Genomic DNA, 12,839 nt, shown 5'->3' with positions numbered 1-12,839 from the left:
CATGCGACATTGCCTGTGTCGAGCGACCAGGCGCTCAACGCTCTCGCCGACCGAGAGTTTCTGGCCGAGTGCGTTCCTGACGTGAAGCTGGAAACCGGCGTCGCCGATGAACTGCTGCGGGGCACTTTCACCAGCGACGACCCAGCAGCGGTGGCCACTTATCAGTTCGGGCTGCGCCTCATCGACTTCGACTCGGATGGACGCAGTCTGCGGTACGAGGCGCTGGCGCGTCAGGTCGATGGACGGGGCCTTGCGTCCCTGATCGTGGACGTGGATGTAACCGTCGAGGGCGAGGGGAGTGCGCTCGTGATGAACTCCTGTCTCAGCATGGCAGGAATCGGCAACCGCCGCTCCCACGCGGAGATCGAGCGGACCGTCTCCGCCAGGCTCTCGGAATTCGGCACCAGGGCCGTTGCGCTGCTCGGCGAGGACACCGGAAGAACCTGGCGGGCTCCCGGCGCTGCAGCGCATCAGAACCCGGCACCGCTTGCGGTGGAGCCCGGGGCCGCGAAAACTCTCGTCGACCCCAGGTTGAAGCGGGTCATTCTCCCACTCGGTACCTTCGGAGGGACAGCCTTGTTCACCTACTTGATCTGGCGTGCGATCCGCGCGGTTCGGGGCGACGGACGATTGCGGGGTGCGGGCTCGTGAAGCCTTCAAGATTCGATTACCTGCGGCCGGACAGCGTTGACGAAGCGCTCCGTATGCTCGCCGAGGATCCGGATGAGTCGAAGATACTTGCCGGGGGCCAGAGCCTCATCCCGGTGCTGAACTTCCGTATGGCATCGCCTGAGCGCCTGATCGACATCAATCGATTGATCGATCTCGCGTACCTCAGATCCGTTGACGGATACCTGCAAATAGGTGCCCTGACCAGGCATGCCACCCTCGAGAAGTCCCGGCTGATCGAGCGCCGATGGCCGCTGTTGAAAGAGGCTGTCCACTGGGTGGCGCATGCCGCGATCAGAAACAGGGGAACAATCGGTGGCAGCGTTTCACACGCCGATTCGGCTGCCGAGCTGCCGGTCGCATTGACCGCCCTGAATGCGACCATCGTGGCGCGTTCCAGCAGCCGGGGCGAGCGGTGCATCTCCGCGCAGGACTTCTTCGTGGGAACGATGACCACAGCTTTGGAGCCGGACGAACTACTCGTCGAGGTCCGTGTACCTCCGCTCCCCGCCGGTCACGGGTTCGCATTCGAGGAGATCTCACGACGGAACGGAGACTTCGGCCTTGCCGGTTCAGCCGTCGTCCTCACGGTCGAGCAGGGCAGGTGCTCGGACGCCAGGATCTCGCTTCTCGGGGCGGCGCAGACACCGTTGCGGGTCCCCCGAGCCGAAGAACGCCTGACAGGAAGCGTCATCGACGATGCTGCTGTCGAGGCGGCTGTTCAACTTGCGTGCGAAGCCAGCGAACCCACGGGAGATCTTCATGGCTCCGCAGAGTACCGACGATCACTCATCGGGGTGGTCGTGCGCCGGGCGATAAACAAAGCAGTCGAAAGAGCAAAGGAGGGCCGCGATGCAACTCCGCGCCATGACCACTAGCTTGAACGGGAAAGACTTCACTGCAGAAGTCGAGCCGCGGACGCTTCTGTCGGACTTCATCAGACACGAAGCCGGACTCACCGGCACCCATGTCGGGTGCGAGCACGGCGTGTGTGGCGCGTGCACGGTGGAGGTCGACGGCTCGCCCGTTCGGTCGTGTCTGATGTTCGCAGTCCAGGCCGAAGGTTGCCACGTCAGAACGGTCGAGGCCGTGGCAGGCACAGACGACGACTGGACTGTGCTCCAACAGGCCTTCCACGAGAATCATGCTCTTCAGTGTGGCTTTTGCACGCCAGGTTTCCTGATGGCCCTGCAGCCGCTGCTCCTCGAGAACAAGGAATTCACGGAGGAAGAAATTCGCGAGGCACTCTCGGGCAACCTCTGCCGGTGTACCGGATACGAGAGCATCGTGAAAGCGGTGACACAGGCTCTCGACACGTTGCGTGCCGCCCGAAAGTCGAGCGGTTCCACGGATAACCTTCCATCCGAACAGGTTTCGGGGGAGTCGATGTCATGAATGCCAGTCCTGAACAACACTCGGGGATGGTGGGACGGGCAACACTTCGCGTCGAAGACCGCCCACTCCTCACCGGTACCGCAACCTTCCTGGACGATGTCCGGTTGCCCGGCGACGTACTCCATGTCGTGTATGTGCGGAGCACCATCGCGCACGGCGTCATCAAGGAGATCCGGAGCGAGCATGCGGCAGCCATGGAAGGAGTGGTGGGTGTCTTCACGCGCGAAGACCTCGGCGACGTCCCCGACCTGGTGACGCCTGTCGCGAACGCGAGCAAGCCTCCGCGTCCCATTCTCCCGCACGAGCGGGTGCGTTACGTGGGCGAACCTATCGCCGCGGTCGTGGCGACCTCCCGCTACATCGCCGAAGATGCCGCCGGTCAGGTGGACGTCGACATCGAACCCTTACCGGTCGTGAGCCACATCGCCGATGCGCTGGATCCGTCCAAGCCGATCCTGCACGAGTCCGAGGAGATCACCTCGAACGTGCTCTTCGACCGCCTGATCGAAGTGGGTGACCCGGACGGGGCCTTCGACGAGGCCGCCCATGTCGTCGAGCGCGTCTTCCGGCACCCGCGGGTTGTTCCGTCGCCGATGGAGGGGCGCGGTGCAGCGGCGTACGTCGAGGACGGTGAAGTCGTGCTCTGGTCCTCGACCCAGTTCCCGCATGCGCTCATGGAATGCGTCAGGGACCTCTTCGGGTTCCGGGTGCGAGTCAAGTGCCCCGACATCGGAGGTGGGTTCGGGCTCAAGAGTGTGGTCTCCCCCGAGGAGCTCGTGGTGGCCTGGCTGGCCGTCAAGCTCGATCGATCCGTCAAGTGGGTCGAGGACCGCGCGGAAAATCTCATCGCCTCGGCGCACGCACGCGACTTCGAGGTCAAGGTTCGTGCTGCGGCGGACGCCGACGGCAACTTGCTCGCGATCGAGTTGGACTCCCTGGGCAATGGTGGGGCGTACTCGGTCTTCCCGATCACCCACGTGCTCGAGACGGCCGGGGTCCTTTCCATGACCCCGGGCCCGTACCGTCTGTCGAACTATCGTGCCCGCGGGCGGGCCGTCACCACGAATACCTGCCCGGCGGGACCGTACCGTGGCGTCGGACTACCCGTCTCCACGTTGATCCACGAGCGGATCATGGACATTCTCGCCAAGGAGGTCGGGATCAGCGCCGTCGAGATCCGCCGGCGAAACCTGATCACGCCGGAGGAACTTCCTTACACGACGGTCACGGACCAGAAGTACGACTGCGGTAACTACCCGGCTGCTCTCGAGGCGGCTGCCGAAATGCTGCGTGTGGACGACTTCGCGGCAGAGCAGGCGGCGGCTCGTGACGACGGGAAGATTCTGGGCCTGGGCATCGCCACCTATGTGGAGTGGACAGGGAACAACTCCAAGCTCTTCAAGCAGCGCGGCATGACGGCGATGAAGGGATGGGACAGCTGCCAGCTCAGCCTCGGGCAGGATGGGCGCACCAAGATCTGGACGTCGAGCCCGTCCATCGGACAGGGCAGTGCGACGACCTATTCGCAGGTCCTGGCCGACGCCAGTGGGATCGACTACGACGACATCGACGTGATCCAGAGTGACACGGGTTCCGGCGAGGTTGACGGAACAGGTACCGGCTCCTCGCGGAGTGCGTCGGTTACCGCCGGGGCGATCGTCACGGCCGGCGAGGAACTCAAGGGTCGCCTGCTGGAGGACGCGGCGGCACTGCTCGATGTTCCGGTTGATCGCCTGCAGATCCGCACCGGTCTGGTCTCCGTGGTCGATGACCCGACGGTGTCCGAATCTGTTCGGAGCTTGGCGGCCAAGGCACCGGAGGGGCGCTACACGCTCGGCCGGACGTATGAGGCCGAGACCGTCCTGTACTCGTACGCCACACACGCTTGCCGCGTGGAGGTGGATCCCGAGACAGGCTTCGTGAAGGTTCTCGACTGGGTCGTGGCCGAAGATTGTGGCCGGGTCATCAATCCTCTTGTCGTCGACGGGCAGACCAAGGGGGCCATCGCCCAGGGTATCGCCGGGGCTCTCTACGAGTCGTTCCAGTACGACAGTGAGGGACAGCCTCTGGCCGGGTCCTTCATGGACTACCTGATGCCGACGGCGAGCGAGCTGACGAACGTTACCGTCCGGCATCTTCCGGTCGCGGCGCCGGACGGCATCATCGGTGCGAAGGGAGTCGGCGAGGGTGGAACCATCGCGGCCGGCGCATGCCTGGCGAATGCGGTCACGAATGCCCTGGAATCGGAGTTCAACGAGCTCCCGATGCATCCCGAGGGAGTGCAGAAACAGGCTCAGTTGCTGCTGAGCCGGCTGTCAAGAGTGGAGACCGCGTCGTGACCCGAGCCGAAAATGCCGCAACTGTTTCGCACACCGCGCCCTTCTCCGGGCGAGTGGGATGGGGGCGCCGTCCGGCGTTCATCGTCGTGGATCTCGTGCATGCGTACACCGATGCGGACGGAATGTTTGCGCTGCCCGGGATGGAGGCAGTGGTCGAAGCGACGGAAGCGCTCGTCGGTGTCATGCGTCGAGCGGGCTTTCCCATCGTCTGGACGGATGTCAGGTACGACGAGACGATGTCGGACGCGGGCCTGTTCGGCAAGAAAGTGCCGGGACTGGCCGCATTCGCAAAGGGTGCTCCCGAGCGCGGTGGCAAACTTGTGCTGCAGCCCGAACCCGGAGACGTGCGCATAACGAAGAACTATGCGAGTTCCTTCTTCGGAACCTCCTTGGCATCGACTCTGCACACTGCCGGCGTGGACACCGTCCTGGTCGGCGGCGTATCCACATCCGGTTGCGTGCGGGCTACGGCCACCGATGCCCTCAACCACGGTTTCAGGCCCCAGGTGGTTCGCGAGACGTGTGCCGACCGGAGTCCGGAGCTGCACGAGTCGAACCTCCGCGACCTCGATGCGAAGTATGCGGACGTATGCCATCTGGATGAGGCCATCGCCCGGGTTGCCGCTCTGCCCGGCCTTGAAGGCTAGTACTGCAACCAGTGCCAGACGTGAACGAGGACGTGTCACGGGCACGCGACGCGACTGACAGCCGCGTATCTCGTTGACTGGCAGAGAGGTCAGCTCTTACACATCGGTAGACCGGTCCGCCGCAAAGCGTGTCGTGTCATCTCGATGCCCTGATCCACGGCGTGGCGCTGTTGCTCGCCCCATCTATTTCACGTCAAATTCCAATGCGTGCAAGACATCTAGCGAAAGGGAACAGCATGGCCAACATGTTGAGTCGGGAGACGGTACCGGCGCCTCGTCGGTTGCGACAGGCGCTCGAGGAAGCACCGCGAACCGGACCTGTGATCGCCCCCGGCGCATACGACGCACTCACGGCGCGGTTGATCGAACTTGCGGGATTCGACGCTGTCTACTTGACCGGTTTCGGTGCGACGGCGTCGCTGCTGGGGATGCCGGATGTCGGCCTGCTGACGGGAACCGAAATGGCTGATCAAACACGTCGCTTGGTTTCCGCCGTCGATATCCCTGTCATCGCTGATGCTGACACCGGATATGGAAACGTCGTCAACGTAGCTCGAACTGTGAGTGTCTATGAACAGGCCGGGGCTGCTGCGATTCAACTCGAGGATCAGGTGAACCCGAAGAAGTGCGGGCACATGAGTGGCAAGGCACTCGTGTCGGCAGGCGAGATGATCGGCAAGATTCATTCGGCCGTGGACGCACGGCGCAATCCGGACACGGTACTGATCGCACGTACCGACGCTATTGCAGTCGACGGTGTGGAAGCCGCAATTGCGCGAGCTAGGGCATACCATGCGGCCGGCGCTGACGCATTGTTCGTCGAGGCACCGACCAGCGAGGCAGACATCGAGCGCCTGGCCGGAGAACTCGCGGCCGAGATGCCTCTTGTTTTCAATTGGGTCGAGGGCGGGAAAACGCCCCCTCTCACCTTCGAGCGAATGCGAGAACTGCAGTTTGCAATGGTCATTTATCCGATTGGAACCCTGCTCGCAGCAACCGCGCGTGCACGTTCCTACCTGGCGGACCTGAAGGAACACGGCACGCCTACGGCGGCGTCGTTGGCTGGACTTCCAAGCTTCGAGGATTTCACTTCGGTGGTTGGTTTGCAGGATGTGCGGGCTCTCGAGAACCGCTACGTGTCCGAGGAAGCAGTTCCCGCTGTGTAACAAAGGCAATGGTGGAGCTCGGCCCGAAGAACTTCCCCCACAAAACATCTGGAGATTCGGAATCCGTCGCCTCATCCGCACGGTCATCGACAGATCCGGGCCGGCCAACAGAGATTGTTCCCATAGAACGCGGGAATCGGCCCGCATCAGCACCTTGCTCGGCGTTTGTGGCACAGGCGGCGGGCGGTGGTCACGGTTCGGATGACCAACCGCCCGTTCCACGGCGGATCCGCAGTCGTCGCGGCGGGTACTGCACTGCACCCGCGGTCGACACCCGGTTGATGACTGGATTATTGTTTCCATCAATACGACTATTGCGCTTGCTGTTACAGCCCTGTGCGATCGACTGCACTCCACCAGGCGTCGCTGTGTACGGAGAACGGCTTGTCGGATATCTGCAGGGCCAACGGTGCAGTCGGCGGGGATGCGGCCACCGGCCCGCGCATCTCCAGCCAACACAAACGGCTGGGACGAGATGGGCATCATTCTCGATACCGATGCCGATTTCAGCAACGCTACGCCCAACCGGAAGCACACAGGAGTTGGAAAAGTCAGATGACGGACAAACGCGTTGCGAAAGCATTTGTTCTCGATGAAATAGGTTATGACGGACTTGTCGAGATCGAGCGCGAGGTGCCGTCAGTGGGACCGACGCAGATCTTGGTCGAGATGAAAGCCGCTTCGCTTAACTTCCGCGATCTCAAAATTCTCAAAGGCGTCTACGCTGTGAAGCCTAATTTGCCCATCGTGCCTCTGTCCGATGGGTCTGCACAGGTGATCGAAACCGGAGTCGAGGTCAGTCGATTCAAGGCCGGTGACAGAGTTCTCCCGATTTACATGGAAGGCTGGTACAGCGGTCCCGCAACGAAGGATAGACGGGGCTGGAAAGCGAAGTCTGCCGATGTTGACGGTACGGCCATCCAGTATGCAGTTTATGATCAGGAAGACATACTCCCGATCCCCGCATCGCTTTCCTATGAGGAAGCTGCATGCCTGCCTTGTGCCGGCGCGACGGCTTGGCAGGCATTAGTTTATGTCGGCCAAGTCAAGACTGGCGATACCGTCCTGATCATGGGCAGTGGCGGCGTTTCGGTGTTGGGTTTACAAATCGCACTGATGAGCGGCGCGCGTGTGATCGCAACCTCCAGCGACGACGCGAAGCTTCAGCGACTGATCGACATGGGCGCCGGCGACGGTATCAATTACAAGAAGAACCCCAATTGGGAAGAAGAGGTTCTGAGGCTGACCAACGGTCGCGGCGTCGATCTCGTACTGGACGTGGTGGGCGCGGCGACGATCGGACAGTCGATGCGTGCGACGAAAGATGGGGGCTATGTCGGGAGTGTCGGGAACTTGAGTGGGGAATTCTCATCGGCCGTCGCAACAGAGCGCGGAATTCGTGTCGCAACCATTCCAGTCGGCTCTCGCGAAATGACGGAAGACCTGATGAGGGCGCTTGATCTGCACAACGCGAAACCGGTCATCGACAGAAGGTTCCCGTTCACGCAATTGAGGGAAGCCCTGCAATACCTGGAAAAGGGCCAGCATTTCGGCAAAGTGGTCATATCTTTCTAGACACCAAGTCGACCCAGCGTCGCCGATGGTCGAGTAAAGCTCGCTGTGGAAGACCGAGGTGCGGATTTGTAGAGCCCGATCACGCACTCCATCAGGCCGTTGCCATACGTATCGGCAACCGAACCGATCGACGGCCGGATGCCCTCGTCGGCGAGGTGGTCGATGAAATTCATGGGATATAGCCGCCACGGGTCTCGACGACGTCAGTCCTCGGCGATCGTCTCCCATCGGCTTGCCAAAGACCTCAGTAGGTCGACAATCAGTTCTTGGCCGAGGGGCCCATATCCCTCCATGAGAAGGATGTCGAGCTCCTGGGCGCGTCGGACAATCGCGTCGATTGACTCATAGCCCGCGTCGGTGAGGAATAGCAGTCGTTTACGCCCATCTTCGGCGGGCCTTTTCCTCTCGAGCCAGCCCCGTTCCACAAGGCGCTTGACGATGCTTGCCATAGTTGATCGGTCGACGGCGACTGATGCTCCGAGAGCTCCCTGCTCGACGCCAGGGTTACTCCTTACGGCCATCAGTACGGCGGCCTGCGGTCCGGTAGCGACCGGATCGACATGTTTCAGCCATGCCGACTGGTAGGCCTGGTAAAGCCGCCGCAGGAGATAACCGGGAGCGGAGACCATGTCCGGAGGAGCGTCGAGCGCATTCCGATCGTTCGTCTTCAATGTGTTGTCAAATCTATCGATTGTCACGGGTTCAGCTAACCATGTGTGACCTACGGCGGGTTGGCTCGACTTGACGGTTCGGCACGTTCGAGTGTCGGTGAGATTGGCGTGCGGTTCAGCGGCGACAGCACGCGACCTCGACGAAGGGGGCAGGGCGGGAGTGTCGTGTGCGCGTGTGCTCTCGGTACATGACAACTGCGGCCGCATAGAAGGATCGGCTGGCTGGTGTGCTGGACCATTACGGGAGGCGGCGTCGTCACTCGGTCACTTGCTGGGCGTGCCCTTCGTCGTCGGTCCACGCTGGACACGGGACAGTGGTCGGTGTCGAACTTTGCCCCGAGCTTGGGCGTCGGCACGAGTTGCGGAGCATTGTCGATCACGCCAACGGTGCACTTCTCGGTTGCCCTCTGTCTTGGGTATTCGATCGTGGCGATTTGCTTGTTTCAGCCTTGGATATGACTTTCGGCATCCTTCCATTCGGAGTCGCGAAGTTCGTTCTTACGGGTCTTGCCTGTGGAGGTTTTGGGTAGTTCGACGAGGAATTCGACCGAACGGGGAGCCTTGTACGAGGCGATCCTGGTTTTGACGTGGGCAACGAGTTCTTCGGTGCTGCCGGCGGTACCAGGGTTGAGGACGACGAACGCTTTGGGCCGTTCTCCCCATTTCTCGTCGGGAACCCCGATGACAGCTACGTCGGCGACGGCGGGATGACTCATCAGCGCTTGTTCGACCTCGATGGTGGAGATGTTCTCTCCGCCCGAGATCACGACGTCCTTGGCGCGGTCGAGTAGCTGCACGTATCCGTCGGGGTGCATGACCCCGAGGTCACCGGAGTGGAACCATCCACCGCTGAAGGCAGTAGCGGTGCCGGCGGGGTCGCGGTAGTAACCCTTCATGACGTTGTTGCCGCGCATGACGATTTCGCCCATCTCGACGCCATCGGAGTCCACATCGGTGAGGCTGCCGTCATCGGCCAGCTTCTCGCGGACCACCCGCAGGTGGTCCGCCGTGAGGAAGCCGACTCCTTGCCGGGCCAGCAGACGGGATTGCTTCCCGGGGTCGAGGTCGGCCCATTCGGGCTTTTCCTCACAGACCGAGTACGGTCCGTACGTCTCGGTGAGACCGTAGACGTGCACTAACGTGGCTCCGAGGGAACGGATTTCATCGATTGTCGTGGGGCTCGGCGGTGCGCCGGCGGTGACGATCAGCAACGGGCTCGCGAGTGGGTGCGCTTGTGGTGCGGACGCCAGCAGCGAGAGCACGGTGGGTGCGCCTGCCAGGTGATTGATGTGCTCGGTGTCGATCAGGGTCCAGATCGCGTCGCCGCGGACCGCACGCAGGCAGACGTGGGTGCCCGCCGCTGCCGTGACGGCCCAGGCCGAGCACCAGCCGTTGCAGTGGAACATCGGCAGGGTCCACAGGTACTTGGTATCGAGCGCGAATCGCTGGTGATGCAGCTCGCCGAGCGCATTGAGGTAGGCGCCGCGGTGGGTATACATGACACCCTTGGGGCGGCCGGTGGTGCCGGAGGTGTAGTTGATCGCGATGGTGCGGGTCTCGTCGTCCACTTCCCATGCGATGGCTTCGCCGTGGCCGCGGGTCAACAGCCCCGTATAGCTGGTGGTGCCGGGCACCTGCTCGTAGGTGCCGTCCTGGCTGGGGGTTTCGACGATCTCTGCGACGGTGGCGAGATTCGGGTGTTCGCCGAGCCCCCGTAGAAGTGCGGCGTCACCGATGAGGATCCTGGCCTCGGAGTGATCGCAGATGTAGGTGATCTCCTCGGCGGACAGCCGGGTGTTGATCGCGACGAGGATGCCGCCGGTCAGCGGAACTGCGAAATGGGCGAACAGCATTTCGGCGCTGTTGGATGCAAGATAGGCCACCCGGTCGCCGACACGGATTCCCGAGGCGCGCAGGGCGTGCGCGAGTTGGGTGACATCGGCCGCGAATTCGGCGTACGTCCATGTGCGATCGCCGTCGATCACTGCGGTCTTGTTCGGGTGTACCTCCGCGGCCCGAGCGAGGAAACGAAGTGGGGTGAGAGGCGTATCAAGCCCAGACATGATTGATCCTTCGAAGTGGGGGGTCCGGCAAGTATCCGTCTGTTAAATCAAAACGGTGTCCGCAGCTGGATCAGCTCTACTGCGGGGAGTTCGGCACCTGATGCCGTGCAGAATGATCACCGCCGGATTGCGGGTGTGTAGGTCGATCGGCTCGCCTCGAACGTGGCGATGTCGAACTCGTGTCGAAGAGTCAATCCTATGTCGTCGAGGCCCTCGATCAAACGCCACCGGGTGTAGTCGTCGATGGTGAACGGCACAGTCAGATCATTCGTAGTGATCAGGCGCGCACCAAGATCGACCGTCAGTTCCATACCCGGACTGTGCTCGAGCCTGCTCCACAGCAGTTCGACGTCAGCCTGTTCGACAGTCGCGGCAAGGAGCCCCACCTTTGATGCGTTTCCCTTGAAGATTTCACCGAAGCGGGACGCGATCACGACTCGAAACCCATAGTCCATCAGTGCCCACACCGCATGTTCGCGGGACGATCCGGTTCCGAAGTCGGGACCGGCGACAAGCACGCTACCGCGAGAGAAGGGCTCGACGTTGAGGATGAATCCGGGGTCCGATCGCCAGGTGGCGAATAACGCGTCCTCGAATCCGGTTCGGGTGACTCTCTTCAGATATTCACCGGGGAGAATTTGGTCGGTGTCGACATCGGACGCGCGGAGTGGTGTTCCGACTCCGGTGTGGGTGGTGAAGGCGTGCATCTTGTCTCCTGGACCTATCCGACGCGGATCGGTCGGTGAGTTTCGGCGTGGTTCACGGGGACGAGGTCCGTCGGCGAGGAAAGCGTTCCGCGCACCGCAGTTGCGGCGGCCACGAGCGGTGAGACCAGGTGGGTGCGGGCAGACCTGCCCTGGCGCCCCTCGAAATTTCGGTTGGACGTGGATGCGCTGCGCTGTCCTGGTGAAAGCTGGTCAGGGTTCATGCCGAGACACATCGAACAGCCGGCCGCACGCCATTCCGCGCCCGCCTCGGTGAACACCCGATCGAGGCCTTCCCGTTCGGCCTGGGCTTTGACCGACATTGATCCTGGAACAACGAGCATCCTGACGGAGTCGGCGATACGTCGGCCGGAGAGCACCGACGCGGCGGCACGCAGATCCTCGATCCGGGCGTTGGTGCAGGATCCGATGAAGACGACGTCGATACCGATGTCGCGCAACGGGGTCCCTGGCGATAGACCCATGTAGTCGAGGGCCTTGCGGGCCGAGATTGCTTCACGCTCGTCCGTGATGGTCGCTGGATCGGGTACGGCAGATTCGAGTGGAAGGCCCTGCGCGGGGTTGGTGCCCCAGGTGACGAACGGCGTCAACGAGGACGCGTCGATGTAGACGACTTGGTCGAATTCGGCGTCGTCGTCGGTGTGTAGCTCCCGCCACGTCTCGACTGCCCGATCCCATTCGTGGCCGCTCGGCGCGTAACGGCGGCCGCGAAGGTATGCGAAAGTGGTGTCATCGGGTGCAACCATCCCCGCTCGACCGCCCGCCTCGATAGTCATGTTGCACATTGTCATCCGCGCTTCCATCGACATCTTCCTCACCGCCTCACCCCGGTATTCGAGGACGTATCCGGCACCGCCGCCGGTACCGATCCGAGCGATGACGGCGAGGATGACGTCTTTGCTGGTCACGCCGGGAGGCAATTCTCCTTCGATCTCGACGGCCATGGTCTTGAAGGGCCGGATCGACAGGGTCTGGGTAGCGAGGACGTGTTCGACCTCCGACGTCCCAATGCCGAAGGCGAGTGCGCCGAAGGCACCGTGCGTGGAGGTGTGTGAGTCGCCACAGACCACGGTAGTTCCCGGATGAGTGAGTCCGAGTTGTGGACCGATGACGTGCACGATGCCCTGCCCCTCGTGTCCCATCGAGAACAGTTTGATGCCGAACTCCTCACAGTTACGGCGCAGCGTGGCAATCTGTGTCGCGGAGATCGGGTCGGCGATCGGAGCAAGGATGTCGACAGTGGGAACGTTGTGATCCTCAGTGGCAATCGTGAGGTCGGGTCGTCGAACCGTGCGACCGGCGAGGCGAAGGCCTTCGAACGCTTGCGGGCTGGTGACCTCGTGCACGAGATGGAGATCGATGTACAGGAGGTCTGGTTCTTGACCGGGCCCCGGGCGAACCACGTGCCGTGACCAGACCTTTTCTGCAAGTGTTCGACCGGAACCACTCGTCGACGTGGGCTGTTTCATTCTCGGTCACCTTTCAGGGATCGCCAGTGAATACCTTCTCCGGAACGCGTCGACAGAGCGATCGGAAGCGAGCGGGGGAGCGCTACCGGGTTAGCGCGGGGTGTCATGCGTCGCTGAGGT

The 12,839-nt window shown here is 62.3% G+C and carries 12 protein-coding genes; 7 read left to right on the top strand and 5 right to left on the bottom strand.

All coding sequences use genetic code 11. The features are described from left to right. Positions 1–9: 9 nt before the first annotated feature. From AZG88_RS47230 to AZG88_RS47200, 7 genes are all read left to right on the top strand, one after another. The gene (locus tag AZG88_RS47230) at positions 10–651 is read left to right on the top strand and encodes a hypothetical protein (RefSeq protein WP_143548678.1); all 642 of its coding nucleotides are present in this window, start codon (positions 10–12) and stop codon (positions 649–651) included. 53 nt (positions 652–704) lie between these two features. Beyond that, a complete protein-coding gene (locus AZG88_RS55940) occupies positions 705–1,547 on the top strand; it encodes an FAD binding domain-containing protein (RefSeq protein ID WP_005250310.1) in 843 nt (280 codons plus the stop codon). Next, a complete protein-coding gene (locus AZG88_RS47220) occupies positions 1,522–2,064 on the top strand; it encodes a (2Fe-2S)-binding protein (RefSeq protein ID WP_061045009.1) in 543 nt (180 codons plus the stop codon). The genes AZG88_RS55940 and AZG88_RS47220 overlap by 26 nt, the downstream gene beginning before the upstream one ends. Next, the gene (locus tag AZG88_RS47215) at positions 2,061–4,403 is read left to right on the top strand and encodes a xanthine dehydrogenase family protein molybdopterin-binding subunit (protein WP_063819674.1); all 2,343 of its coding nucleotides are present in this window, start codon (positions 2,061–2,063) and stop codon (positions 4,401–4,403) included. The genes AZG88_RS47220 and AZG88_RS47215 overlap by 4 nt, the downstream gene beginning before the upstream one ends. Continuing rightward, positions 4,400–5,050, top strand: coding sequence for an isochorismatase family protein (locus AZG88_RS47210; RefSeq protein WP_061045000.1), 651 nt, complete (start codon positions 4,400–4,402; stop codon positions 5,048–5,050). The genes AZG88_RS47215 and AZG88_RS47210 overlap by 4 nt, the downstream gene beginning before the upstream one ends. Before the next feature lie 236 nt (positions 5,051–5,286). Further along, complete coding sequence (locus tag AZG88_RS47205; RefSeq protein ID WP_061045001.1) at positions 5,287–6,216, top strand: isocitrate lyase/PEP mutase family protein; 930 nt, start codon at positions 5,287–5,289, stop codon at positions 6,214–6,216. 555 nt (positions 6,217–6,771) lie between these two features. Further along, on the top strand, positions 6,772–7,791 hold the full coding sequence (locus AZG88_RS47200) for a zinc-dependent alcohol dehydrogenase family protein (RefSeq protein ID WP_061045002.1): 1,020 nt from the start codon (positions 6,772–6,774) through the stop codon (positions 7,789–7,791). On the opposite strand, the gene AZG88_RS52370 is transcribed toward AZG88_RS47200, so the two are convergent. The 5 genes from AZG88_RS52370 to leuC form a co-directional block, all read right to left on the bottom strand. Beyond that, a complete protein-coding gene (locus AZG88_RS52370) occupies positions 7,788–7,964 on the bottom strand; it encodes a hypothetical protein (RefSeq protein WP_156517781.1) in 177 nt (58 codons plus the stop codon). The two genes, AZG88_RS47200 and AZG88_RS52370, sit on opposite strands and share 4 nt — an antisense overlap. Before the next feature lie 30 nt (positions 7,965–7,994). Beyond that, positions 7,995–8,489, bottom strand: a complete 495-nt coding sequence (locus AZG88_RS47195) for a MarR family winged helix-turn-helix transcriptional regulator (RefSeq protein WP_226955590.1) — start codon at positions 8,487–8,489, stop codon at positions 7,995–7,997. Positions 8,490–8,905: 416 nt separating this feature from the next. Then, a complete protein-coding gene (locus tag AZG88_RS47190) occupies positions 8,906–10,525 on the bottom strand; it encodes an AMP-binding protein (protein WP_061045003.1) in 1,620 nt (539 codons plus the stop codon). Between the two features lie 116 nt (positions 10,526–10,641). Continuing rightward, positions 10,642–11,232: a 3-isopropylmalate dehydratase small subunit gene (gene leuD, locus AZG88_RS47185; RefSeq protein WP_005250326.1), complete on the bottom strand. Its 591-nt coding sequence runs from the start codon at positions 11,230–11,232 to the stop codon at positions 10,642–10,644. Positions 11,233–11,246: 14 nt separating this feature from the next. Continuing rightward, positions 11,247–12,719 carry a 3-isopropylmalate dehydratase large subunit gene (gene leuC, locus AZG88_RS47180; protein ID WP_005250327.1) on the bottom strand — a complete coding sequence of 491 codons (1,473 nt, stop codon included), beginning with the start codon at positions 12,717–12,719 and terminating at the stop codon, positions 11,247–11,249. Positions 12,720–12,839: the final 120 nt, after the last annotated feature.

Source organism: Rhodococcus sp. LB1, assembly GCF_001583455.1.
Classification (GTDB): Bacteria; Actinomycetota; Actinomycetes; order Mycobacteriales; family Mycobacteriaceae; genus Rhodococcus_F; species Rhodococcus_F opacus.
The sequence above is the reverse complement of the archived record's forward strand: the minus strand, read 5'-3'. Positions and strand labels throughout refer to the sequence as shown.

Excerpts from the sequence above, each read along its gene's own strand:
- AZG88_RS55940 (WP_005250310.1), top strand. The coding sequence starts at position 705 with ATGCTCGCCGAGGATCCGGATGAGTCGAAGATACTTGCCGGGGGCCAG.
- AZG88_RS47220 (WP_061045009.1), top strand. The coding sequence starts at position 1,522 with ATGCAACTCCGCGCCATGACCACTAGCTTGAACGGGAAAGACTTCACT.
- AZG88_RS47215 (WP_063819674.1), top strand. The coding sequence starts at position 2,061 with ATGAATGCCAGTCCTGAACAACACTCGGGGATGGTGGGACGGGCAACA.
- AZG88_RS47205 (WP_061045001.1), top strand. The coding sequence starts at position 5,287 with ATGGCCAACATGTTGAGTCGGGAGACGGTACCGGCGCCTCGTCGGTTG.
- AZG88_RS47200 (WP_061045002.1), top strand. The coding sequence starts at position 6,772 with ATGACGGACAAACGCGTTGCGAAAGCATTTGTTCTCGATGAAATAGGT.
- AZG88_RS52370 (WP_156517781.1), bottom strand. The coding sequence starts at position 7,964 with ATGAATTTCATCGACCACCTCGCCGACGAGGGCATCCGGCCGTCGATC.
- AZG88_RS47190 (WP_061045003.1), bottom strand. The coding sequence starts at position 10,525 with ATGTCTGGGCTTGATACGCCTCTCACCCCACTTCGTTTCCTCGCTCGG.
- leuD (WP_005250326.1), bottom strand. The coding sequence starts at position 11,232 with ATGCACGCCTTCACCACCCACACCGGAGTCGGAACACCACTCCGCGCG.
- leuC (WP_005250327.1), bottom strand. The coding sequence starts at position 12,719 with ATGAAACAGCCCACGTCGACGAGTGGTTCCGGTCGAACACTTGCAGAA.